Genomic DNA, 21740 nt, shown 5'->3' with positions numbered 1-21740 from the left:
ACACGATATGATAAGACATGAAGTGAAAAGACTGAAGAACGGATGTGTCATATGAACGGCCAGCAGCGAAGCAGCATCAGAAAAGGACTTGAAGTCGATATCGTCCTGAAAGCCGATCAGCGTTCAGGAAAGCTGACAAGAGGAATCGTCAAGGATATTTTGACGAACTCAAGCTTCCACCCGCGCGGCATTAAGGTCCGCCTTGAAGACGGGCGAATCGGCCGGGTGCAGCACATTATTGAATAGAAAAAAGCCGGAGCTTCACGCCCGGCTTTTTTTCTTTAATTTCAGCAATGAAATCCTCATATGTTCTCCCTTTATATACAAAAAATCTTTAACCAACTATTGACTCTTACGTTGCGTAATACTTTAGAGTAGCCATTAAGGAGGCGGCAAACGTGATGGGTATGAAAGTAAAAGAAGTAGCTGAACTGATTGGAGTAAGCATACGTACTCTCCATCATTACGATCAAATCGGATTATTGACTCCTCAAGAAACGACCGATTCCGGTTATCGGCTTTATTCTGAAGAGAATCTTGAACAGCTGCAGCAGATACTATTTTTCAAGGAGCTCGATTTCTCCTTAAAAGAGATTAAAGAAATCATTAATAGTCCTTCATTTAACCGAAGGGAGGCATTCATTTTACAAAAGAAAATGTTGATTGAGAAACGGAATAGAGTCGATAAGATGATTGATACCATCGATAAATCAATCAAACATATGATGGGAGAGATTTGCATGACGAACAAAGAGCGGTTTGAGGGAATGAACTTCAATCATAATCTTTATGAACAAGAAGCCCGCAAACGGTGGGGTGATCAACCTGTCGATAAGGTAAATATTAGATTGAAAAACATGACTGATGGTGAGCAAAAAGATTTATCTGATAAGTGGACTGCAATGTTCAATAAATTTGCACTCCTTATTAACCAATCTCCCGAGTCCCCAGACGTACAAACCGCTATCAAAGAGTGGTTTGATTTTCTCAATGAAAATTTTGGTGAATATTCTTTTGATGCCTTTTACGGATTAGGTCAACTCTATATTGAAGATGAACGCTTCACTAAGAACATCGACCGGTATGGTGAAGGGTTGGCGAAGCTCATGAGTGATGCCATTACAATTTATATAGATACTCAAAAAAAGGGTGGTACCCATTAAAATCATTATCGAGGATACAATTGGGCAATACGAAAAGTTATTTTCAATGATTGAAAATAGAGAAGATTATTATCGGTATTCAATGATGAAACCTTTTGAAGATATGTGGAAAAAGATTAATGTTCCCTTAAAGGCAAAGGAACCTAACGGATATGATGTAATCATGGCTGCAAATATGCTGGGCTATCTGAGCATATTTGATACGGAAACCGGAAGAAAAGCACTAGAGAATCTAAAAGAAATTCAAGCTCCTCAAATTGCATTTGACACTTTAACTCATTGTGTTAAATTTATCAAACAAAACCGCTTAAAAATAAATGCTGATGAAATAAGGTTTGGGATGTATCTGGCCAATCAAAAAAAGCTTGAATTACATAGAGGGTATTGTGGATTCGGAGGAATTCCGGGATTTATTCAAGTTTCAATATTCCCCAATTCATATAACATACCGAGACTGCCTGCTGTAATCGCACATGAATTTCATCATAATATTCGTTTTTCGTATTTCAATTGGGATTATGGGAACGTAACGGTTGGGGATTACTTAATGATAGAGGGGTTGGCAGAATCGTTTGCCAAAGAACTTTACGGAGAAGCTCTGTTAGGTCCCTGGGTTACTTCTTTTGAAAAAGAAGACTTAGAATACTCAAAAGAAATTATCAAAGACTCATTAAATGTGAAAGGATTTGCTGAGGTCAGCAGTTACATGTTTGGTGACACCTTTGCAGCCGAACAAGGTTATCAGCCTGTCGGCTTATCACCGTTTGCAGGTTATGCGGTTGGCTACCAAGCGGTGCAATCCTTCATGAAAGCCAACAATGTGGGGATTAGTGAGGCCACTTTACTTGGCACAGATGAGATACTAAGTAATAGCGGGTTTTTTCTTTAAACAGTAAGATATGAAGATTATTTATCCCGGATTAGAGCGATGGAAGAGGGTTTTCTTTTCCCCTCTTTCCACGCTATAAATGATCATCCTATTTTTTCCGCAAGAAAACAACCTTCAAATAGTTCCCTTCTTTAAACGCGGGAATCGTTTTGAAATCTTCCGGAAGCGTGTATTCTTCCAAAATGTCGTAACGCTCATTTGTTTCTTTAAAGGCGGTCTCTATAAAACCTTTAAATTTCTTCATATTGAAGGCGCTGCTGTTTGTCGAAGCGACGATGATGCCGTTTTTTGCGGTGATGGCGATCGTTTCCTTCAGCAGGTTTTTATAATCTTTCGCCGCGCTGAACGTCCGTTTTTTTGTGCGGGCGAAAGAAGGCGGATCAAGGATGATGAGGTCAAACGCCAGCCCTTTTTTCTCCGCATAGCCGAAGTATTTGAAAACATCCATGACTTTAATGTCATGCGCCTCATAATCAATTCCGTTGGCGCTGAACTGTTCAATCGTTTTTGCGAGACTGCGGTTGGCGACATCGACGCTTGTCGTTTTCTCAGCTCCGCCAAGCGCCGCCGCAACGGAAAATGCCCCCGTATAAGAGAACGTATTCAGCACCCGTCTGCCGTTTGCATACTTGTCCCGAATCGCTTTGCGTACATGACGCTGGTCTAAGAAAATGCCCGTCATCGCCCCATCGTTTAAATCCACCGCGTACCGTATGCCGTTTTCTTGAACAATGACCGGAAAAGCTCCTCTTTCGCCTTTGACAAAATCGTCGTCTTCCACGTATTGCCCGGCAGTATCGAATCGTTTCTTTTCATAGATTGCTTTATAAGAAAGCTCCAGTCCGTCAATCGCCTCAATCATGCTGTCCTTATAAGCGTAAATGCCTTTACTGTACCATTGAATCAGCAGATAACCGTCATAAAAGTCAATCGTGACGCCGCCGATGCCGTCGCCCTCACCGTTGAAAAGCCGGAACGCCGTCGTATCGGGCGCCTTAAACAGATGAGCTCTTGCTTCAGCCGCTTTTTTCAGCTTGTCCAGAAAGAAACGTCCGTCGATCCGTTCATCTTTCGCGCGGGACAGCACCCAGCCGACTCCTTTATTCTGCAAACCGTAATAGCCTTTTCCGATAAACTCACCCTTCTCGGATGTCACATCAAAAAGATCGCCCTCTGTTAAATGAGCCGAGCTTCCGGACAGAGCGTCTTTTTCAATCAGGGGGAATCCTTTTTTCAGCTTTCCGGCAAATGTATCTTTCACTGTAAGTAGCTTCATTGTGCATTCCTCTTTCGTTTTGCTTTCTCTTATCGTACCATAAAACATGATCAACACCGCATTGTCCCGAAAAATTCAAAACAGGGGGAAAACCATGACAGCCAAAAGAATCGACCATACAGGCATTATGGTCAAAGATATTGAAACATCCATCGCCTTTTACCAAGACGTTCTCGGTATGCAGTTAAAGGATCGTATCACTCATACGAACGGCATTATTGAACTTGCCTTTCTCGGCTTTCAAGAAGGACCGGAGACCGAAATTGAGCTGATCCAGGGCTACAGCAGCGAGCTTCCCGCAGAAGGGAAAGTGCACCATGTCGCTTTATTGACTGAAGATATCGCGGCGGAGTTCACGCATGCGAAGCGTCAGGGCGCCGTATTTATTGATGAAGAAATCACGACACTTCCGAACGGGTACCGCTACTTTTACATTGAAGGACCTGACGGCGAATGGATCGAATTTTTCCAGCGTTAAAAAAACGGGCGAAAGCGCCCGTTTTTTTTATGTTTCTTCTGTGACGTTTTGTTCCGCCGCCCGTTCCTCTCTCCATTTTTGAAGATCCCAAATTCGGAAAAACGGATAATAAATGATAAATGTAATCAGGAGATTGATCAGCTGCATGACCGAACCGGAGATTTTCCCGCCCGTCGCCAAATAACCGGAAATCAGCGGCGGCATCGTCCACGGCACGGCGATTCCCGCCGGTTTTGCCACCATCCCCGTGCTCATCCCGATGTACGTCGCCGTAATGGTCAAGAGCGGCGCAACAATAAAAGGCACGATTAACAGCGGATTCATGACGAGCGGCATCCCGAAAATAATCGGTTCGTTAATGTTAAAAATCGCGGGCCCGATGCCGAGACGGCCGAGCTGTTTCATCTGTTTGCTTCTGGATCGCACAAGCATGGTCAGCACAAGGGCAAGCGTCGCTCCGCTTCCGCCGACATTAATCCATATTTGAAAGAACTGTGTCGTAAAAATGCTCGGCAGCGCTTCTCCCGCCTGAAAAGCCAAACGGTTGGCGTCCATCGCCCCGTACCAGATCGGCGACATGACGCCGCCGATTATGGACGCGCCGTGTATGCCGCACGACCAAAGCAGCATTTGCACGAATTCGGCGATAAGACTTCCGCCGAGACTCCCGCCCAAAATAGACAGCGGGGTGCCCAGCAGATCGCCTACTACATTGTGGAGACTTTTAAAAGGAGTTATTTCAATAAACAGACGGGCCAGCCATACAAGCGTAATAATAATGAAACCGGGGATGAGCGCAACGAACGATTTGCTGACCGCAGGCGGCACTCCGTCAGGCATCTTAATGACGATATTTCTTTGTATAATAAACCGGTACACTTCCGTAGACAGCATTGCAATGATCATCGCGACAAACAGACCTTTGCTTCCGAGCAGCGAAATCGGAATGCCGCCTCCCACCATAATCTCTGTTGACGAGCCGTCAGGGATAAACGGAATCTGATACGGCGTCGCCAATAAAAAGGCGGCAAGGGCAATGGCTCCCGACGACAGGGCATCCACCTCATAGCTTTCCGCAAGCCGGTAAGCAATCCCAAAGGCGGCGACAAGCGCCATAATGTCAAAGGACGCATTCACGGGATACCCGAGCTTTTCAACCCAATTTTCACCGAAAAGACCAGCCATAAAATCGGCATAACCGGGAATCGGAAGACTCGTCAGAATCAGAAAAACCGATCCGATGATGATAAGCGGCATCGTCAAAATAATGCCGTCCCGCAAAGCTCTTAAGTGCCTTTGGCCGGCGACTTTTCCGGCGACAGGCATGATTTTTTCTTCCATGACCCGATTGAACGTACTCATTTATCAAAAACCCCCTTTTTGAGTTCATTGCGCAGATGTCTTAAAGCATTTTCTCCATCATATTTTGGAAACGCTTACATTTGCATACAGAAATTTTCCTTATCCCTCAGGAAAAAAAGAATTCCGCACTGCCGATATATAAAGAAAAAGGGGGAATCGCAATGTATCACACCCTGAAACCGATAATGGCCGCGGCCTTGTGCGTCGGACTGTTCTCCGCCGCGGCGCCCGCGCACGCCGAGACGCACGACCGGGACGTTATCGTGGTGTACAAAAATCAAAACGGCAAGGAATCCGCCATAGACAGCGGAGCGGATGTGGAACAGACCTATCAGCATCTCCCGGCAGTCGCCGTGTCAGCCGATTCGCAAACGGTGAAAAACCTGAAACAGGACCCTGACATCTTATATGTAGAAGACAATGTATCCTTTCAGGCAGCAGGCGGTTCTGATATCCGCCCGTTATCAGCGGCCCAAAGCAGCAGTTACGCACTGCCGCAATGGGATATCGAACCGACTCAGGTCAAGCAGGCGTGGAAAGAAGGCTTGACGGGGAAAAAGGTGAAAGTGGCTGTCATTGACAGCGGCGTTTATCCTCATGATGACCTTTCCATTGCCGGAGGCTATTCCGCAGTCAGCTATACTTCCTCATACAAAGATGACAACGGACACGGGACGCATGTCGCCGGAATCATTGCGGCCAAACATGACGGATACGGCATTGACGGCATCGCGCCGGATGTCCGGTTATATGCGGTTAAAGCATTAGACAGAAAAGGAGCGGGAGATCTTAAAAGCCTTCTTAAAGCGATCGACTGGTCGATCGCCAACAAAATGGACATCATCAATATGAGCCTCGGGACAAACGCAGACAGCAAAAGTCTTCACGACGCCGTTGACAAAGCTTACAAAAAAGGAATCGTGATCGTAGCCGCCGCAGGAAACGACGGCAACAAAAAACCCGTCAATTATCCGGGCGCCTACAGCAGCGTAACGGCAGTCTCAGCGTCAACTGAAAAAAACGGGCTCGCGTCTTTTTCCACGACCGGAAAACAAATTGAGTTTGCCGCACCCGGGACCAATATTACGAGCACGTATCTGAATCAAATGTACGCCACGGCTGACGGCACATCTCAAGCCGCGCCGCACGTTACCGGCATGTTCGCGCTGCTCAGGCAGAAATATCCGGAGGAAACAAATACACAGCTCCGGCAGCAGATGCAGCAAAACGTCAAAGATCTGGGCGCTCCCGGACGTGACAGCCGATTCGGGTACGGACTGGTGCAATATCACACAAAGCAAAAGAGCTTTGCCGAACGGGCCGTAATAAAAGCGGAAAAGACGAAAAAGCAGGCAGATATCAATGAAGCAAAAACGGCTGTCAGCAAGCTTTCCAAGTCAAAGGGAAAAACCGCTCTCGAGGCGCGGATCAATAAAGTTCAGACGGCAAGAAATGTGACGGACGCAAGAGACAAAGTCCGGACTGCCGAAAAACAAAAGAAAAAAACCGCCGTCAACGCCGCACAAAGCGCCATCCGCAAATTACCGGCCGGTTCAGAGAAAAAAGGGCTGCAAAAGCGGCTGAACGCTGTCAACTCAAGCCTTTTGAAAACAGCTGAGGCCAGCGTCAAGCAGGCGGAAAAAAAGACCTCTGAAGCCAACACCGCAAAAGCCCAAAAAGCAGTCAGCGAAATCCAGCCGGGAAAAGAAAAAACCGCTCTGGAAAAACGGCTTGGCCGGATAAAAGATAAACTCAACCGGCAGCAGGCAAGGGACAAAGTAAAAACGGCGGAAAAAACCAAGACGAAAAAAGCAAAATCAGCGGCGCAAACGGCAGTCAGCCGATTGAAGCCGTCTGCCGAAAAGACCAGCCTGCAAAAACGCGTGCGTGCGATTCGGGTGAAATAATAAAAAAAACGCTTGTGAGCCGGTCAACGGCTTCACAAGCGTTTTCATCACACCTGCCTATTGGTTCATGGCCGGGCGGTCAATCGTGTTCCATTTCGTAAAGGACATATATCGGAAATAATGATCACGATACGGGTGCGAAGTGCCTGTATTCCAAGGTTTGTCCCCGCCGCAGAAATGGACGATGGCCGGTTCGGCACGTGTTTCTCTGTAACGTATACGGTCGATCAGTTCAGGAGGCGTTTTCTCATTCATGATAATATGCGTCTGCGCGTTCCAGCGCGGATGCAGTTCATGCCATTGATCATATAAAATCGCGTTAAGCGCGTCCTGATCATGAAACACGAGAAAATCCTCCGAGCTGTTATCATTGATAAAATCAATCACTTTTTTAGAAATATTCTGTTTTCTCCAAGGTTCGAAATCTATAATCATAATACCGGAATTAAAATACTTGGCAGTGTCGCTGATATTCATTTTTTTCAGTCTTTCATGCTGTCCGGCATCTTCTACCGCCGCAACTATTGCCGGGGAAATATCCAAGTCCCATAAAACCGAAATATCTTCCATCACAATTGCATCGCAATCGATGTAAATCATCCGCTTTACGGACTCATCCTTAATTAAATCAGGGATAGAAATGCGGTAATAAGCCGCTTTTGTAATGTGGCTGCTTTCGACTGCATGCTTGTATTGATCAGCGTCTACTTCTAAAAATTCAAGCGGCGTCCCGAATGACATCGCGGTCTGTTCAAGCTTGTCCTTGTTTTCGGCAGTAATTCCGCCGTCGATCACATATAATTTGGCATTCCTTGTTTTATCCATATTCATCAATAAAGAAGCGAACATCCCACCCAAATGACGAGCATAATTATCATCGGCACATGATACGATATGCATTGTTTCATTCTTTCCCACTGATATTCATCTCCCTTTTTGTTGTACAAATGTCTTTCCCTTTTTTAAAAAAGTAAACCTCGATCCTACACATTTTTTCTGCGGGAATGTGCTGTTTGCGATTTGATATCTATTGCATTCTCTGTTCAAATTCAATCAGAATTTCAGCCTGAATCGTCGTCAGAATACATCGTGCGGGAAAGCGAAAACGCGTAAACATAAAAACAACCAGCCGGACTGCGTATAATAGCGGTCCGGCTGGTTGTGACGGGTCAATCGTTTAATCGACTTCTTTCTTAATCCCAAGCATCTTTTCGTCTAAATAATGGGCGATGTCCGCCGCTTCCTTCAGCTCGTCGGTCAGATGCTTTGGGACTTCGTTATTTAATTTGTAATAAATTTTGTGTTCAAGGCTCGCCCAAAAATCCATGGCGATGGTGCGGATTTGAATTTCCGCCTTCACATATTCCACACGATTCGTCAAATAAACGGGAATTTCAATAATCAAATGCAGACTGCGGTAGCCGTTCGGCTTCGGATGTTTGATATAATCCTTCACCTTTACGATCTTCAGGTCCTTATGCTGCTTCAAAACCTCAGCGACATTATAAATATCGGAAATAAAGGAACAGATAATCCTGACACCCGCGATATCATGAATATGCTCTTTCATTTCCTGCGTCGTCACATCGCAGCCTTTGCGCATCAGTTTATTGACGATGCTTTCAAAACTCTTCACGCGTGATTTTGTATGCTCGATCGGGTTATGCCCGTGAATCAGATTATATTCCTGGCTGATGATCGAAAACTTCGTATCCAGCTCATCTAAAGCGAATTTATAAACTAATAATTCATTTTTCCAATCTTCCATGACCGTTTTTAAATCATCCATATGGGCTGTTGACAAGTCCATTTTTTTCATCTCCTTGCTTTGCTGTCCATATATGAGACGGGTCAGTCCGCGGTCAGGTTCTTTACAATATCGTGAAGATTATGTCATAAAAAAAAGCAAATGCCGGTTATGGCATTTGCCCTTTCATTTGATCAGCGGAAATAACTGATCAGGAGTCCGATTGAAAGCAGGAATCCGAAGAATGTATTGGTTTGCGCCGTTGATTTCATCGCAATAATCATGTTCATCGGCATTTCGTTTTTCACAAAGCCTTTCACGGCCTGAACGGGTTTCGGCACGCTCAAAAAGACCAGGAACAGCCACGGGCTTGTGTAACCCATGATGACAAGACCGACGATCCAGATGTAAGCGATGGCAAAAGATGCGGCCAGTATCATAACGGCCCCTCTATGCCCCATCAAAATGGCCAGCGTTTTACGTCCGCCTTTTTTATCTTCCTCAATATCACGGATATTGTTGGACAGGTTAATCGCTCCGACCAGGATGGCGATCGGGATGGAAATCAAAATGCTCTGTTCATTAATTCTGCCTGTCTGAATGAAGAAAGAAATAAGGACAAATACAGAGCCCATGCAAATGCCGGAGAACAGTTCCCCGAACGGTGTATACGCAATCGGCAGCGGGCCGCCCGTATACAGATAGCCGATCAGCATGCCGGCAAGGCCGATAGCCGCAAGCCACCAGCTGCTGCTCATGCAGATATAAACACCGAGCACGAGGGCAATCGCATAAGAGCCGAGCGCCAGCTGCAGAATTGTTTTCGGCTTCATGCCGTGGCGGACGATCGCTCCGCCGATACCGACGGAATCCTCCGTATCTAAACCGCGTTTAAAATCGTAATATTCATTGAATAAGTTCGTGGCGATCTGGATCCAAAGACAGGAAAACAGCATGGCCAAAAACAGCAGGAAATCAACCTTTACGTAAAACATCGCCAATACGGTGCCGAGAAGTACGGGCACAAACGATGCCGTCAATGTATGAGGGCGGGTTAGCTGCCACAAAATGCGGCCCATGCTTTCTTTCTCGGGCGTCTTTTGGCTGCCCCCCATATTGTTTTGATTCATTTTCCTCTTCCTTTCTATTAAAAGGCTTTCACAGTCAGCCGATAACAGTAGTGTTGAATTGGGGTTTTCACGTTTTCTGCTACCTTATCTATCATAATAATTTCTTCCTCATTTCACAAGATGCGGCGCTTTATCAGCTATCCTGCCGGAAACGGCTTTTCGCCCTTCTCCATTGGGGTTCGGCACAAGCCTGCTTAAGAAAAAGCCGCCAAAATTTTTTTACCTCGTTTATATTTACGATAAGTTAAAAATCCCGCCTGAACAGCGCTTTTTTAGTATGATCATTTTCCAATTTATACATGCGTGTTTTCCATCCTTTTGTTTCTCATTCATTTTTAAGGAAATTTTAAGCTTAGGATATTAGACATATTTTGAAACTTTTTGTTAATCTAATCGTCATATACTGGTGTAATTATTGAATACGCGGGGAAGGAATTTTGAATATGATGCAAAAATTAAAACGTGCTTATGAAAATACATTGATCAAATGGACGTTTCATACGGGCTTTTATTTTCTGATATTAGTATTGCTCTTTTGGATGTATGGATTTCATACAGCGAATACCGGCACTTATATTTACAACGATTTCTAATCGGGGAGGATAACTATGAAACTACTTGATGCTATAAAAACATACGCAGACGCCAAGCCGCAGGCCATAGCGTTTCGTTCCTTAGATCATTCCCTCACTTACGGGGAATTATGGGATTTGTCGGAGCGGGTTGCGTCCGGCATTCAAAAACATACGGCTGACGGTTCGAAAGCGCCTGTCCTGGTTTACGGACATATGGAGCCGAATATGATCGTTTCTTTCTTGGGAAGCGTCAAAGCGGGCCGCCCTTACATCCCTGTCGATGTTTCCATTCCGGCGGAGCGGATCGTCAAAATCATTGAAAGCTCAGGCGCAGAGCTGCTTATCAGCGTATCGGGCGATGCAGTCGATACGGGAAGCAATCTGATTAAAACCGTTACGCCCGAAGAGCTTGCAGCTGACGGAGATCCAGACCTCAGCCGTGAGAACTGGGTAAAAGAGCTGGATACGTTTTACATTATTTACACGTCCGGCAGCACGGGAAATCCGAAGGGCGTGCAGATATCGGCTGATAACCTGCAAAGCTTCACTGACTGGATCTGCAGGGATTTTCCTGTGGGCGGGAGTAAGACTTTCTTAAACCAAGCTCCGTTTTCTTTTGATTTATCTGTCATGGACATTTTCCCGTCGCTTCAAACGGGAGGTACGCTGCACTGCGTAACGAAAGACAAAATCAATAAACCGAAAGTACTATTTGAAGAGCTGGAGAAATCCAAACTGAACGTGTGGACATCGACGCCGTCTTTCGTCCAAATGTGTCTGATGGACCCCGGCTTTACGCAGGAGCTCCTGCCTGAGGCAGAAGTATTTATGTTTTGCGGAGAAGCGCTTCCGGCTGCCGTGGCACAGGAACTGTTAAACCGATTTCCGAAGGCCCGCGTATTCAATACATACGGCCCGACTGAAACAACGGTTGCCGTCACCTCCGTTGAAATTACGCAGCAGATTATCGATGAAAATGAATCTCTGCCCGTCGGTTTTGCAAAACCCGATATGAATATCTTCATCATGGATGAAAACGGGAATAAGCTTCCGGACGGAGAAAAAGGGGAAATCATCATCGCCGGCCCGAGCGTGAGCAAAGGCTATCTCGGTGAACCGTCTCTGACTGAAAAAGCGTTTTTCTCAATTGACGGCCAGTGGGCATATCACACGGGTGATGCCGGTTATGTTCAGGATGGTCAGATTTTCTGCCAAGGACGCCTTGATTTCCAGATTAAGCTTCACGGCTACCGCATGGAGCTGGAGGAAATCGAAGTACATGTAAGGCAGTCTCAATATGTGCGCACGGCGGTTGTCATCCCGTATCAGCCTAACGGACCAGTCGAATATTTAATTGCCGCCATCGTGCCTGAAAAACATGATTTTGAAAAAGAATTCCAGCTGACAAGCGCCATTAAGAAAGAACTGGCCGCTTCGCTTCCGGCCTACATGATTCCGAGAAAATTCATTTATCAGGATCACATTCAAATGACTGCGAACGGAAAAATCGACCGTAAACGCATTGGCGAAGAGGTTCTTGTATGACGCCTTACAGCTCGTTTTTCTTCTTTATCTTACTTGGAATCCTTCTTTTGCCGACGATTATTTTAGGGCTGAACGGCAAGAGATTCCAAGGATACAACATGTTTATATCCATCATCGTATTGGCTTTGATTTTCGCGCATGATCTGCACGGCGTGATCGCACTATGTATCTTTACGCTGTGGCAGGTGCTTTTAATCAGGGGTTATCTCGCTTACAGACTGAAAGCCAACAGCGGCTTTGTCTTCAGTATGGCCGTGATCGCGTCTATTTTACCCCTGTTTTTATCTAAATTATGGCCGTTTTTCTTCCCGCCGGTGCCTCATCACCCGGTTCATAACCTGATCAGTTTCTTAGGAATTTCTTATTTGACATTTAAAGGCGTCCAGCTGATCATGGAAACGAGAGACGGACTGATTAAAGAAAAAATGCCGCTTCACCGCCTTTTGTACTTTATTATGTTTTTCCCGACCATTTCTTCCGGCCCGATCGACAGATACCGCAGATTTGCCAAGGACGAACAGAAAGTATGGACAAAGGGAGAATACGCTGATTTACTGTATACCGGCATTCATAAAATTTTTATCGGTTTCTTGTACAAATTCATTATCGGATATGCGATTAACACGTATTTCATTATGAATCTGTCTCATATCACCCACAGCAAACTGTGGGGTAATGTGCTGTACATGTACGGATACAGCTTGTACCTGTTTTTTGATTTTGCGGGTTACACGATGTTTGCCGTCGGTGTAAGCTATATCATGGGTATCAAATCTCCGGAAAACTTTAATAAGCCGTTTATCAGCAAAAACATTAAAGACTTCTGGAACCGCTGGCACATGTCCTTATCCTTCTGGTTCAGAGACTACGTATTTATGCGCTTTGTTTTCTGGATGACAAAGAAAAAATGGATAAAGAACCGGATGGCCGTCTCGAACATCGGGTATTTCCTGCTGTTCATGCTGATGGGCGTCTGGCACGGACTCGCCCTGCAATATATTGTATACGGCCTGTACCACGCCGTATTAATGACCGGGTATAACTTTTTTGAGAAATGGAATAAGAAATACAAGTGGCTGCCCGCCAATCGTTTTACGGCCTTTTTAGCCATCGTCATCACATTCCATTTCGTATGTTTCGGATTTTATATTTTCTCAGGAAAACCATTTCATCACTAAAGGAGATTGAAAACACATGGAATTTAAACAGGAAGTATTAGACGTATTAGCTGAAGTTTGTCAGGAGGACGCTGTGAAAGAAAATCCTGATATTGAAATCTTTGAAGAAGGACTGCTTGATTCTTTCGGAACAGTAGAACTGCTGGTCGCCATCGAAAACCGCTTCGGCATTACAGTGCCGATCACTGAATTTGACCGTGACGAGTGGAATACGCCAAACAACATTGTAAACAAACTGACTGAGTTGAAGTAAATGAAAAAGCGTTTCTTTGGACCAATTATTTTAGCGTTTGTCCTGTTTGTCGGAGCTATCGCAGTTCCGGCTTCATGGCTTACGCGCTTCATTCCTGAAAAACGTGTCGAAGAGTCGGCAGCGGCCTTAAATCCGAATATGTTCCAGGGGCTCTATCTGCAAAACAAAATGTTCGAAGACTCGAAGTATATGCCGATTTTCGGTTCTTCCGAGCTTTCAAGACTGGATGAGTTTCACCCGTCCAACTATTTCCAAGTGAACAACCAAGGCTTTACGCCTTATCTTGTCGGAAAAGGCGGGGACCAATCCTTGATACACGCCGTGAACTTTGCGGCGCATTATCAGCAGCTGAAGGGCAAAAAGCTGGTATTCATTGTTTCTCCGCAATGGTTTATCAAAAAAGGTTCTGATGAACAGCACTTTGCGCCGAATTTTTCATCACTTCAGGCATTGGATTTAGCATTTAATAACCAGATTGATCCCGCGGTCAAAAAGAACATGATGAAGCGCATGCTCCGTTTTAAAGTCGTTCAGCATGATGCCGTCCTTTCTGAATTATACAAGGGAATGGTCAACGGACAATCATGGAAAGTGAAAGCGGTCATGCCGGCTGCCAAAGCTTATTATTCTCTGCTTGAGAAAAAAGATCTTTATTATTCAATGGGAGAAACCAAGGGCCCTGAACGGACGATCTCTGAAAACCTGAAAGGGAAATCGTGGTCAGAGTTAAAGACAGCCGCCGCTCAATTAGGAGAACGGAGCTCCAAGTCCAATCCTTTCTATATCGATGACGCTTCTTATAAAAAGATTAAGAAGAAAGTAAAGAGAGTGAAAGGAATCAACAAAGGAAGAACGTACGCCAAATCAGTCGAATATCACGACTTTGAGGATATGCTGGACATTCTGAAAGATGCCGGCGCTGAACCGATGTTCGTGGTTATTCCGGTCAACGGAAAATGGTATGACTACACCGGCTTCCCGAAAAAAGGCCGGACTGATTACTACAAAAAAGTCACTAAGCAAATTAAAGCGAAGGGCTTTCAGGTTGCCGACTTATCCGGGCACGAATATGATCCGTACTTTATGAAAGACACCATCCATATCGCCTGGAAGGGCTGGGTGTACGTCGATAAAGCAATGGAGCAGTTTTACAAAACCGGCAAGGTGACGGTTCACTGAGCACAGTGATGACAGAATACGTAAAAACGAACACGCAGGGGGCATTCTCTCCCCTGCTTTTTATATGATTTGATTTTTTCACAAATTTGAGGAAAACTATTGCGAATATTTGTTGAAGGTATACAATAGAATATAAATTATTTTCAAATAAGTTTGACAATAACACCAATAGGGAGACAGAACATTATGAAACAAGACATTCGTGTTGAATTGACTTCAGCCAAAAAACCGAAACCGGACCCCCATAACCTTGCGTTCGGCAGAATTTTCACCGACCATATGTTTGTTATGGATTACGACGCCGGTCAAGGCTGGTATGATCCGAGAATTATCCCTTATCAGTCCATCTCAATGGATCCTGCGGCCATGGTTTATCATTACGGCCAAACCGTTTTTGAAGGGCTTAAAGCGTATGTAACGAAGGATCAGGAAGTGCTTCTGTTCAGACCGGAGAAAAATATGGAGCGCCTGAACCAGTCAAATGACCGCCTTTGCATCCCGCTCATTGATGAAGAGCTTGTTCTTGAAGGCCTGAAACAGCTCGTAGCCATCGACCAAGACTGGATTCCGAAAGCGGAAGGCACTTCCCTTTATATCCGTCCGTTTATTATTGCGACTGAGCCTTTCCTCGGTGTAGCGGCATCCCATACGTACAAGCTGTTTATCATACTTTCCCCGGTCGGCTCTTATTACAAAGAAGGCATTAAACCGGTAAAAATCGCCGTGGAAAACGAATTCGTGCGCGCCGTCAAAGGCGGCACCGGAAATGCGAAAACGGCCGGCAACTACGCTTCAAGCCTGAAGGCGCAGCAGGTTGCGGAAGAAAAGGGATTTTCCCAGGTTTTATGGCTTGACGGCATTGAGAAAAAATACATCGAAGAAGTCGGCAGCATGAACATCTTCTTCAAAATCAGCGGCGAGATCGTGACGCCGAAGCTGAACGGAAGCATTCTTGAAGGAATTACGAGAAATTCCGTCATCACCCTTCTCAAACATTGGGGACTGACTGTGTCTGAGCGGAAGATTTCGATCGATGAAATCATCCAGGCGCATCGTGACGGCCGATTGGAAGAAACATTCGGAACCGGTACGGCGGCGGTCATTTCTCCGGTCGGCGAACTGATCTGGAATGATGAAAGTCTTGTCATCGGCAGCGGTGAAACCGGAGAGATCTCGAAGAAATTGTACGATACCATTACAGGCATTCAAAAAGGCGCGGAAGCCGACGTGTTCGGCTGGACGACGAAAGTCGCCTCACTAAGCGAATCAAAATAAGCAAAAAACCCGGAAGCGAATCCGGGTTTTTTTACTGCTCTTATGCTTCAATCGACTTAAAGAAATGGGGCAGATGTTCTTTGTGGGCCTCAAGCATTTCATCCAGAATGGCCTTTGCCACGGAGTCTGACGGGACAAGAGGGTTGATCGTCATCGCAAGAAGCGCCGTTTGATAATCTCCCGTGACGGCTGCTTCAGCGGCGACGCGCTCAAATGATTTGATTTGCTGGACGAGTCCGCGGACAGACACCGGCAGATCACCGACGGCGATCGGTTTCGGACCGTCTTTCGTCATGACGCAGTTCACTTCGACCGCTGAGTCATTCGGAATGCTGGCGATCGCGCCGTTGTTTATCGTATTGACGGGCTGGATATCATGTTTGTCGTTATAGATGGAGCTGATCAGGTTGCAGGCCGCGTCACTGTAGTACGCTCCGCCCCGTTTTTCCAGCTGCGGCGGTTTGATGGCGAGATTCGGATCTTTGTACAGTTCGAACAGTTCTTTCTCAACCTTCTGCACGACCTCGGCGCGTGTGCCCTCCGTCTGTGACGCTTCTATTTCATGCTCGAGCATTTCTTTCGTTTTGAAATAATAGCGGTGGTAGCCGCAAGGAATCAGATCGAGCGCCTTCAGGAATTCAGGCTCCCATTCCGCTCCGGAAATATTTTTCATCGTCATGGCGTTTTCCGGGTCTCCCATGGCTTCAATGACTTGATCTTTCACGCTGACGCCGTCTAAGAAAACATCTAACCCGAAGACCATGTGATTCAGTCCGGCAAATTGCACTTCGATCCGGCTGACATCCACATCCAATGCTTTTGCGACGCCCATTTTAATGCCGATCGGCACATTGCAGAGGCCGACGACTTTTGTGAGATTCGAGTAGCGGAGCAAGGCCTCGGTAACCATGCCGGCAGGGTTTGTGAAATTCACAAGCCATGCATTCGGACAAAGCTCTTCGATGTCTTTCGCGATTTCCAGAATAACCGGGATGGTGCGCAGCCCTTTGAATAAACCGCCCGGACCGTTTGTCTCCTGGCCGATTACGCCGTATTTTAACGGAATCCGTTCGTCTTTGGCGCGGGCCTCAAGGAGACCGACGCGGAATTGAGTCGTTACGAAATCAGCATCCTTCAAAGCTTCTCTCCGGTCAAGCGTCAGGTGAATCTCTATCGGAACGCCCGCTTTTTCGACCATGCGTTTTGCAAGCGTGCCGACGATATTGAGTTTTTTCTCGCCTTCGGGAATGTCGACGAGCCATAATTCTCTGACAGGCAGTTCCTCATAGCGCTTAATGATGCCTTCCACAAGCTCCGGTGTATAGCTTGAACCTCCGCCGATCGTTACAATTTTAATTCCTTTTGTCATATTTTTGCTCCCCCTTGCAGACTCACTTTTTCGTAAATCTCGACTAACTCAGCGGCCAAGTCTTTCACGGTCATGGCATTCATTAAATGATCTTGCGCATGCACCATTAAAAGCGTCATGTCTGTTTTTTCTCCGCCGGCTTCATTTTGGATCAATTCTGTCTGGTAATGATGGGCTTCGGTCAGTTCCCTTGCGGCTTCCTGAAGCTTTTCCTCGGCCATGGCTCTGTCCCCCCGCTTTGCGGCGGCAATGGCTTCCATTGATGCGCTTCTTCCGTTGCCGCCATGCAGGATGATCTGAAAAATGGTCTGTTCCATTTTTTCATTCATGTGTTTCACTCCCTTTCTCTACAGCACGGCTTTTTCGTCTCCCTGTACGGCTGGCGCCTGCGATTGTTCAAGTTCGTTTTCTTCTTTCAGCTTTTGTGAATCCCACATTCTGAAGAACGGATAGTACACGATAAAGGCTGTGATGATATTAATCGCCTGCATGACAGCCCCTGATATTTTTCCGCCCGTGGCAAGATAGCCGGAGAAAATCGGCGGCATCGTCCATGGGACGGCAATGCCGGCAGGTTTGGCGACGAGGCCAGTGCTCATGCCGATATAGGTAAAGACCAGTGTGACAAGCGGTGTGATAATGAACGGAATGAGAAGCATCGGGTTCATGACGATCGGCATTCCGAAAATAATCGGCTCATTAATATTAAAGACAGCCGGCCCGATGGCGAGTTTCCCAAGCTGCTTCATCTGCTTGCTTCGCGAACGGAGAAACATGGTGACCACGAGCGCCAGTGTCGCGCCGCTTCCGCCGATGTTGATCCAGATTTCAAAGAACTGCTGGGTGAAAATATTCGGCAGCGCATCGCCCGCCTGAAACGCAATCCGGTTGGCATCCATCGCTCCGAACCAGATCGGCGCCATGACGCCGCCGACAATGTTCGCCCCATGTAATCCGCACGCCCACAAGAGCATTTGAACCGCTTCGGCTACCAGGCTTCCGCCGAGACTTCCCCCAAGAATCGAGAGCGGCGTCCCCAGTACAACGCTTACAATGTTATGAAGGCTTTCAAACGGCGTCGCTTCGACAATTAAACGCGCACCCCAGATCAGAAAGATGACGGCAAAGCCGGGAATTAAAGCGACAAATGATTTGCTGACCGCCGGAGGCACGCCGTCCGGCATTTTGAAGACGAAATTCCGCTGGATGATCAGGCGGTAAATTTCCGTCGACAGCATGGCGATGATCATCGCGACAAACAGCCCTTTGCTTCCCATGAGAGACAGCGGGATGCCGCCGCCCACCATGATTTCCTCTTTGGCGCCGGAAGGCAGAAACGGAACTTTGTACGGCGTTGCCAAGAGAAACGCTGCCAACGATATCGCACCGGCCGATAATGCGTCCACCCCGTATTTTTCGGCCAGGCGGTAGGCGATTCCGAAAGCGGCGACAAGGCCCATGATTTCAAAGGTCGCATCAACCGGATATTGCAGTTTTTGAGACCAGGCGCTTCCGAACGTCTTTGCCATGAAATCCGCATATCCCGGAATCGGCAGGTTGCCGATGATCAGAAAAAACGAACCGATGATGATAAGCGGCATAGTGAGGATGATTCCGTCACGCAATGCTTGCAGATGCCGCTGGGAGGCAATTTTTCCGGCAATGGGCATGACTTTTTCTTCTAAAAACTGGTTCACCTTATTCACACGGCCCGCCCCTTTCTACGATGCGTTTCCGAGCTGTTCCGCTGATTTCAGAACCTCCGCTCCATTGCAAGTGCCGTAATGGACGGTATTGATGACTTCAACCGGCACTCCTTTTGATTCACCCAATTTTTTCAGCTGCGGAAGCAAATAACGGACTTGAGGCCCAAGCAGCAATACGTCCGCTTTATCAATATGCTGGTTGACTGAATCGCCTGACACCGCCCAGATTTTATATTCTTTTCCTTGTTCCTGCGCGCTTTTTTCCATCTTGGTGACGAGTAAGCTTGTTGACATCCCTGCTGCACAAACGAGTAATATATTCATGTAAAAGACCTCCTGAAAGTTTGATATTTTGTATGTCTCGATGTTAGTACCATCATATTATGAAATCGCTTTCATAACTACTCAGGCTTTTTCCGCTGCTAACGGAAAAAAGGTGTATCCCGGTCTTTCTCTGATCGTTTGTCTCTGAATACTCGTAAAACCTCCTGATAGGTTGTGCATTTTAAGAGACGGCTTACCGCGGCCGGATCATCCAACATCCCGCCGAGCCATTTGTACATATGCTGGAGGTCGGCTTTGCTTTCTTTCTCGACGCAGAGCAGGCAGACAAATTGGACACGCTTATCCGCCCAGTCAATCGGCTTCTTCAGCGTGCATACCGCCCAAAACGTCGTGTCCGTCTGCGGAACGAGCGGGTGCGGAATCGCCGTAAGATTGCCGAAACTCGTAGGAGAAATCGCTTCCCTTTCAAAAATAGAATCTGTCAGAGAATCAGAAGCGAGGCCGGCTTCTGCAACCTGCTGTCCGAGAAAACGGATGACGTCCTCCTTCGTCTCCAGATCCTGCTGCAAAAATACCAGCTCCGGTTTCAGAAAGTTCAATTGTTCCCGGTTTTCTTCCAGCATGGCGTCGATTTTTGTAAAATCCCCGCCGCCCAACAGCGTATGAACCTTCAATACGGGAACGGGCAGGTCTTTTTTGATCGGCACCGTGCTGACCACAAAATCAATCGACTCAAAGGAAAGCTGGTCAAGGCTGCAGTAATCAGCCGTTCCGACGATTTCAAGACGCTTTGCGAACCGGGATCGGAGCTTTTCTCTTAAAAGCTGCGCGCTGCCGGCGCCGGACGCACAGACAATCAGACAGCGTTTAGGCGGCCGTTCCGTCTTTCTCCTTTCAATGGCGGCTCCGAAATGAAGCGCCAAATATCCGATCTCATTTTCATGAATATCAATGCCGGTTTGCTCCTTGAATACGATTCCCGCAATCACTCCCGCTTCAAATGCGAGCGGATAATTCTCCTTTATGGCGGAGAGCATCGGGTTTCTCAGGTTCATTCCGTACCGGTTTCGGTTAATCGCCGGCTTGATATGGAGCGCAAGACCCGCTTTCAGCTCATTGTCGTCCGTGATTCCGAGCTTCAGCTCCCGCTCAATGGCTTCAATCATGGCCTCCGTCAAACGGCTGGTTTCCCCGTCTATCAGCCTTGTAAGCTCTTTTCCTTCCATTTGTGACTGGGTCATGCGCTTTGTCCCGAGCAGGTGAATGGCGATATAGGCGGTTTCCTGTTCGGGAAAGGTGACCGAAAGCGCCGATTCAAGCTCTTTTACGATGGCTTCCGCTGACTGATATTCTGTTTCGAGCTTAATATCATGAAGATCTTCCGGAATGAGAGATACATAGTTTTCTGTCCGGATTCGTTTGCAGGCAATGGCGATATGGATGATGAGATTGTTCAGGCCGAAGAAAGAAAGCGGGATCTTATGGTTTCGAACCTGCTTCATAATGGCTGTGCGGATCACATGAATGTCGTCTTTCGGCAGAATACCGGCCTTTTCACTCAGGAGATCAGGCTCGGGCTCGCGGTCGTCCACTAAGTATTCCGCCATACAATAACGGAGACGGAGCTCTTCGCCGCGCAGCTTAAAGCCGTAGTTCGGCCTTGTTTCCAAAATGATGTCATAGGGGCGGAGCCGTTTTTTGACTTCTTTTAAATCAGATTGAAGTGTGGATTTACTGATGAACAGTTCTTCCGCCAAGTCATCCAGCTTGAGGTAGCCGTCGGTCAGAAGCATTCTTTTCATCAGGTAATCTATCCGTTCATCGGGAAAAATCGGCACGGTGCTGTTCTGCTGGAAATTGTCCTGAAGCCAGTTTTTAAACGGCTGCTCATTCCGGATCAGCAGCTTATAGCCGCTCCCTCTGACAGATTGAATGGATGCGCCGTGTTTTTCTACAATGGTTTGCAGTTCCTTTATGTCATTGCGGACCGTCCGCGTCGTTACCTTTACATTTGCAGCGATGACTGAGCTTGTAACCGGTGTTTCAGCAGCTAAAAGCAAGCGCAGAAGTTCACGAAGCCGCCCATGAAGCATGAGAAAAACCTCCTATCAGATCAGATGCAGACGTGAAAAATGGGCAAAAAGAATGAGGAAGGGGTAAATGTATGTAAATTCTATACTGGGGAGGATTTCAAGTCAATGCGGCAATCCGATGCCAAGCCCGTAAAAAAACAGCCGGATCAGCCGGCTGTTCGGGATGCGGACATGCGGTTCCGCTTAGATGCCTTCCGTTCTTTTATGATTTTTCTGATGATCGGATAGATGACGGGCGCCCATTTGATAATCGTTTTGAAAAATTTTTTCAATGTCTGAATCCCCTTTCTTTTACCTTGTCTTTCCCCTGTTATCAGCGTTTATAAACAT

General features: G+C 46.6%; 22 protein-coding genes. 11 read left to right on the top strand and 11 right to left on the bottom strand.

From position 1 onward, the window contains the following. The first annotated feature begins 51 nt into the window (after positions 1-51). From SB24_RS10945 to SB24_RS10935, 3 genes are all read left to right on the top strand, one after another. A complete protein-coding gene (locus SB24_RS10945; protein ID WP_003150901.1) occupies positions 52-246 on the top strand; it encodes a YwbE family protein in 195 nt (64 codons plus the stop codon). 155 nt (positions 247-401) lie between these two features. Continuing rightward, positions 402-1163 (top strand): MerR family transcriptional regulator, encoded by a 762-nt coding sequence (locus SB24_RS10940; protein WP_039255014.1) that lies wholly within the window; start codon positions 402-404, stop codon positions 1161-1163. Next, complete coding sequence (locus SB24_RS10935) at positions 1159-2052, top strand: DUF2268 domain-containing putative Zn-dependent protease (RefSeq protein ID WP_039255011.1); 894 nt, start codon at positions 1159-1161, stop codon at positions 2050-2052. Before SB24_RS10940 ends, SB24_RS10935 begins: the two co-directional genes overlap by 5 nt. Positions 2053-2140: 88 nt before the next feature. Here SB24_RS10935 and SB24_RS10930 read toward each other — a convergent pair whose 3' ends face one another. Then, positions 2141-3328, bottom strand: a complete 1188-nt coding sequence (locus SB24_RS10930) for a class I SAM-dependent rRNA methyltransferase (protein WP_039253366.1) — start codon at positions 3326-3328, stop codon at positions 2141-2143. A gap of 94 nt (positions 3329-3422) precedes the next feature. Between SB24_RS10930 and SB24_RS10925 the strand changes: the two genes are divergently transcribed. After that, the gene (locus SB24_RS10925) at positions 3423-3806 is read left to right on the top strand and encodes a glyoxalase GlxA (RefSeq protein ID WP_003150894.1); all 384 of its coding nucleotides are present in this window, start codon (positions 3423-3425) and stop codon (positions 3804-3806) included. A gap of 27 nt (positions 3807-3833) precedes the next feature. Here the strand turns inward: SB24_RS10925 and celB (SB24_RS10920) are convergent, their stop codons facing one another. Continuing rightward, positions 3834-5168: a PTS cellobiose transporter subunit IIC gene (gene celB / locus SB24_RS10920; RefSeq protein WP_015387525.1), complete on the bottom strand. Its 1335-nt coding sequence runs from the start codon at positions 5166-5168 to the stop codon at positions 3834-3836. 161 nt (positions 5169-5329) lie between these two features. On the opposite strand from celB (SB24_RS10920), the gene SB24_RS10915 reads away from it, so the two are divergent. Continuing rightward, a complete protein-coding gene (locus SB24_RS10915; RefSeq protein WP_039255008.1) occupies positions 5330-7075 on the top strand; it encodes a S8 family peptidase in 1746 nt (581 codons plus the stop codon). Positions 7076-7132: 57 nt separating this feature from the next. Here the strand turns inward: SB24_RS10915 and SB24_RS10910 are convergent, their stop codons facing one another. The 3 genes from SB24_RS10910 to SB24_RS10900 form a co-directional block, all read right to left on the bottom strand. Then, positions 7133-7993, bottom strand: coding sequence for a glycosyltransferase family 8 protein (locus tag SB24_RS10910; RefSeq protein WP_003150888.1), 861 nt, complete (start codon positions 7991-7993; stop codon positions 7133-7135). 259 nt (positions 7994-8252) lie between these two features. Continuing rightward, positions 8253-8885, bottom strand: coding sequence for a GTP pyrophosphokinase YwaC (locus SB24_RS10905; RefSeq protein WP_007407732.1), 633 nt, complete (start codon positions 8883-8885; stop codon positions 8253-8255). A gap of 131 nt (positions 8886-9016) precedes the next feature. Then, the gene (locus SB24_RS10900; RefSeq protein WP_003150884.1) at positions 9017-9952 is read right to left on the bottom strand and encodes a 1,4-dihydroxy-2-naphthoate polyprenyltransferase; all 936 of its coding nucleotides are present in this window, start codon (positions 9950-9952) and stop codon (positions 9017-9019) included. Positions 9953-10395: 443 nt separating this feature from the next. Between SB24_RS10900 and SB24_RS10895 the strand changes: the two genes are divergently transcribed. The 6 genes from SB24_RS10895 to SB24_RS10870 all read left to right on the top strand — a co-directional run bounded on the left by SB24_RS10895 (position 10396) and on the right by SB24_RS10870 (position 15957). Continuing rightward, positions 10396-10545, top strand: a complete 150-nt coding sequence (locus SB24_RS10895; RefSeq protein ID WP_003150882.1) for a teichoic acid D-Ala incorporation-associated protein DltX — start codon at positions 10396-10398, stop codon at positions 10543-10545. Between the two features lie 15 nt (positions 10546-10560). Beyond that, complete coding sequence (dltA, locus tag SB24_RS10890) at positions 10561-12072, top strand: D-alanine--poly(phosphoribitol) ligase subunit DltA (RefSeq protein WP_039253361.1); 1512 nt, start codon at positions 10561-10563, stop codon at positions 12070-12072. After that, positions 12069-13250 (top strand): D-alanyl-lipoteichoic acid biosynthesis protein DltB, encoded by a 1182-nt coding sequence (gene dltB, locus SB24_RS10885; RefSeq protein ID WP_015240830.1) that lies wholly within the window; start codon positions 12069-12071, stop codon positions 13248-13250. The genes dltA and dltB overlap by 4 nt, the downstream gene beginning before the upstream one ends. A 16-nt stretch (positions 13251-13266) precedes the next feature. Then, positions 13267-13503, top strand: coding sequence for a D-alanine--poly(phosphoribitol) ligase subunit 2 (gene dltC, locus SB24_RS10880; RefSeq protein WP_003150875.1), 237 nt, complete (start codon positions 13267-13269; stop codon positions 13501-13503). Next, positions 13504-14682, top strand: coding sequence for a D-alanyl-lipoteichoic acid biosynthesis protein DltD (dltD, locus tag SB24_RS10875; RefSeq protein ID WP_015387523.1), 1179 nt, complete (start codon positions 13504-13506; stop codon positions 14680-14682). A gap of 183 nt (positions 14683-14865) precedes the next feature. Next, positions 14866-15957 carry a branched-chain amino acid aminotransferase gene (locus SB24_RS10870; protein WP_039255005.1) on the top strand — a complete coding sequence of 364 codons (1092 nt, stop codon included), beginning with the start codon at positions 14866-14868 and terminating at the stop codon, positions 15955-15957. Between the two features lie 40 nt (positions 15958-15997). Here the strand turns inward: SB24_RS10870 and licH are convergent, their stop codons facing one another. From licH to SB24_RS20515, 6 genes are all read right to left on the bottom strand, one after another. After that, positions 15998-17326, bottom strand: coding sequence for a 6-phospho-beta-glucosidase LicH (gene licH / locus SB24_RS10865; protein WP_003150870.1), 1329 nt, complete (start codon positions 17324-17326; stop codon positions 15998-16000). Then, complete coding sequence (gene licA, locus SB24_RS10860) at positions 17323-17655, bottom strand: PTS lichenan transporter subunit IIA (protein WP_003150867.1); 333 nt, start codon at positions 17653-17655, stop codon at positions 17323-17325. Before licA ends, licH begins: the two co-directional genes overlap by 4 nt. 18 nt (positions 17656-17673) lie before the next feature. Next, positions 17674-19032: a PTS cellobiose transporter subunit IIC gene (celB, locus tag SB24_RS10855; RefSeq protein ID WP_039253354.1), complete on the bottom strand. Its 1359-nt coding sequence runs from the start codon at positions 19030-19032 to the stop codon at positions 17674-17676. A gap of 15 nt (positions 19033-19047) precedes the next feature. After that, positions 19048-19356, bottom strand: coding sequence for a PTS lichenan transporter subunit IIB (licB, locus tag SB24_RS10850; protein ID WP_003150863.1), 309 nt, complete (start codon positions 19354-19356; stop codon positions 19048-19050). Between the two features lie 98 nt (positions 19357-19454). Further along, positions 19455-21410 (bottom strand): transcriptional regulator LicR, encoded by a 1956-nt coding sequence (licR, locus tag SB24_RS10845; RefSeq protein ID WP_039253351.1) that lies wholly within the window; start codon positions 21408-21410, stop codon positions 19455-19457. Between the two features lie 146 nt (positions 21411-21556). Beyond that, the gene (locus SB24_RS20515; RefSeq protein ID WP_369719122.1) at positions 21557-21691 is read right to left on the bottom strand and encodes a hypothetical protein; all 135 of its coding nucleotides are present in this window, start codon (positions 21689-21691) and stop codon (positions 21557-21559) included. Between the last annotated feature and the right edge of the window lie 49 nt (positions 21692-21740).

Source organism: Bacillus sp. Pc3 (genome assembly GCF_000815145.1).
GTDB classification, from domain to species: Bacteria; Bacillota; Bacilli; order Bacillales; family Bacillaceae; genus Bacillus; species Bacillus velezensis.
Note: the sequence above shows the minus strand (reverse complement) of the source record. Positions and strands in the feature narration are given on the sequence as shown.

What these genes read in the sequence shown, in the direction of transcription:
- SB24_RS10900 (WP_003150884.1), bottom strand. Translation starts at nt 9,952, where the DNA reads ATGAATCAAAACAATATGGGGGGCAGCCAAAAGACGCCCGAGAAAGAA.
- dltC (WP_003150875.1), top strand. Translation starts at nt 13,267, where the DNA reads ATGGAATTTAAACAGGAAGTATTAGACGTATTAGCTGAAGTTTGTCAG.
- dltB (WP_015240830.1), top strand. Translation starts at nt 12,069, where the DNA reads ATGACGCCTTACAGCTCGTTTTTCTTCTTTATCTTACTTGGAATCCTT.
- SB24_RS10940 (WP_039255014.1), top strand. Translation starts at nt 402, where the DNA reads ATGGGTATGAAAGTAAAAGAAGTAGCTGAACTGATTGGAGTAAGCATA.
- dltD (WP_015387523.1), top strand. Translation starts at nt 13,504, where the DNA reads ATGAAAAAGCGTTTCTTTGGACCAATTATTTTAGCGTTTGTCCTGTTT.
- SB24_RS10905 (WP_007407732.1), bottom strand. Translation starts at nt 8,885, where the DNA reads ATGGACTTGTCAACAGCCCATATGGATGATTTAAAAACGGTCATGGAA.
- licA (WP_003150867.1), bottom strand. Translation starts at nt 17,655, where the DNA reads ATGAATGAAAAAATGGAACAGACCATTTTTCAGATCATCCTGCATGGC.
- SB24_RS10925 (WP_003150894.1), top strand. Translation starts at nt 3,423, where the DNA reads ATGACAGCCAAAAGAATCGACCATACAGGCATTATGGTCAAAGATATT.
- SB24_RS10930 (WP_039253366.1), bottom strand. Translation starts at nt 3,328, where the DNA reads ATGAAGCTACTTACAGTGAAAGATACATTTGCCGGAAAGCTGAAAAAA.
- SB24_RS10895 (WP_003150882.1), top strand. Translation starts at nt 10,396, where the DNA reads ATGATGCAAAAATTAAAACGTGCTTATGAAAATACATTGATCAAATGG.
- licH (WP_003150870.1), bottom strand. Translation starts at nt 17,326, where the DNA reads ATGACAAAAGGAATTAAAATTGTAACGATCGGCGGAGGTTCAAGCTAT.
- licB (WP_003150863.1), bottom strand. Translation starts at nt 19,356, where the DNA reads ATGAATATATTACTCGTTTGTGCAGCAGGGATGTCAACAAGCTTACTC.
- SB24_RS10915 (WP_039255008.1), top strand. Translation starts at nt 5,330, where the DNA reads ATGTATCACACCCTGAAACCGATAATGGCCGCGGCCTTGTGCGTCGGA.
- dltA (WP_039253361.1), top strand. Translation starts at nt 10,561, where the DNA reads ATGAAACTACTTGATGCTATAAAAACATACGCAGACGCCAAGCCGCAG.
- celB (WP_015387525.1), bottom strand. Translation starts at nt 5,168, where the DNA reads ATGAGTACGTTCAATCGGGTCATGGAAGAAAAAATCATGCCTGTCGCC.
- SB24_RS10945 (WP_003150901.1), top strand. Translation starts at nt 52, where the DNA reads ATGAACGGCCAGCAGCGAAGCAGCATCAGAAAAGGACTTGAAGTCGAT.
- licR (WP_039253351.1), bottom strand. Translation starts at nt 21,410, where the DNA reads ATGCTTCATGGGCGGCTTCGTGAACTTCTGCGCTTGCTTTTAGCTGCT.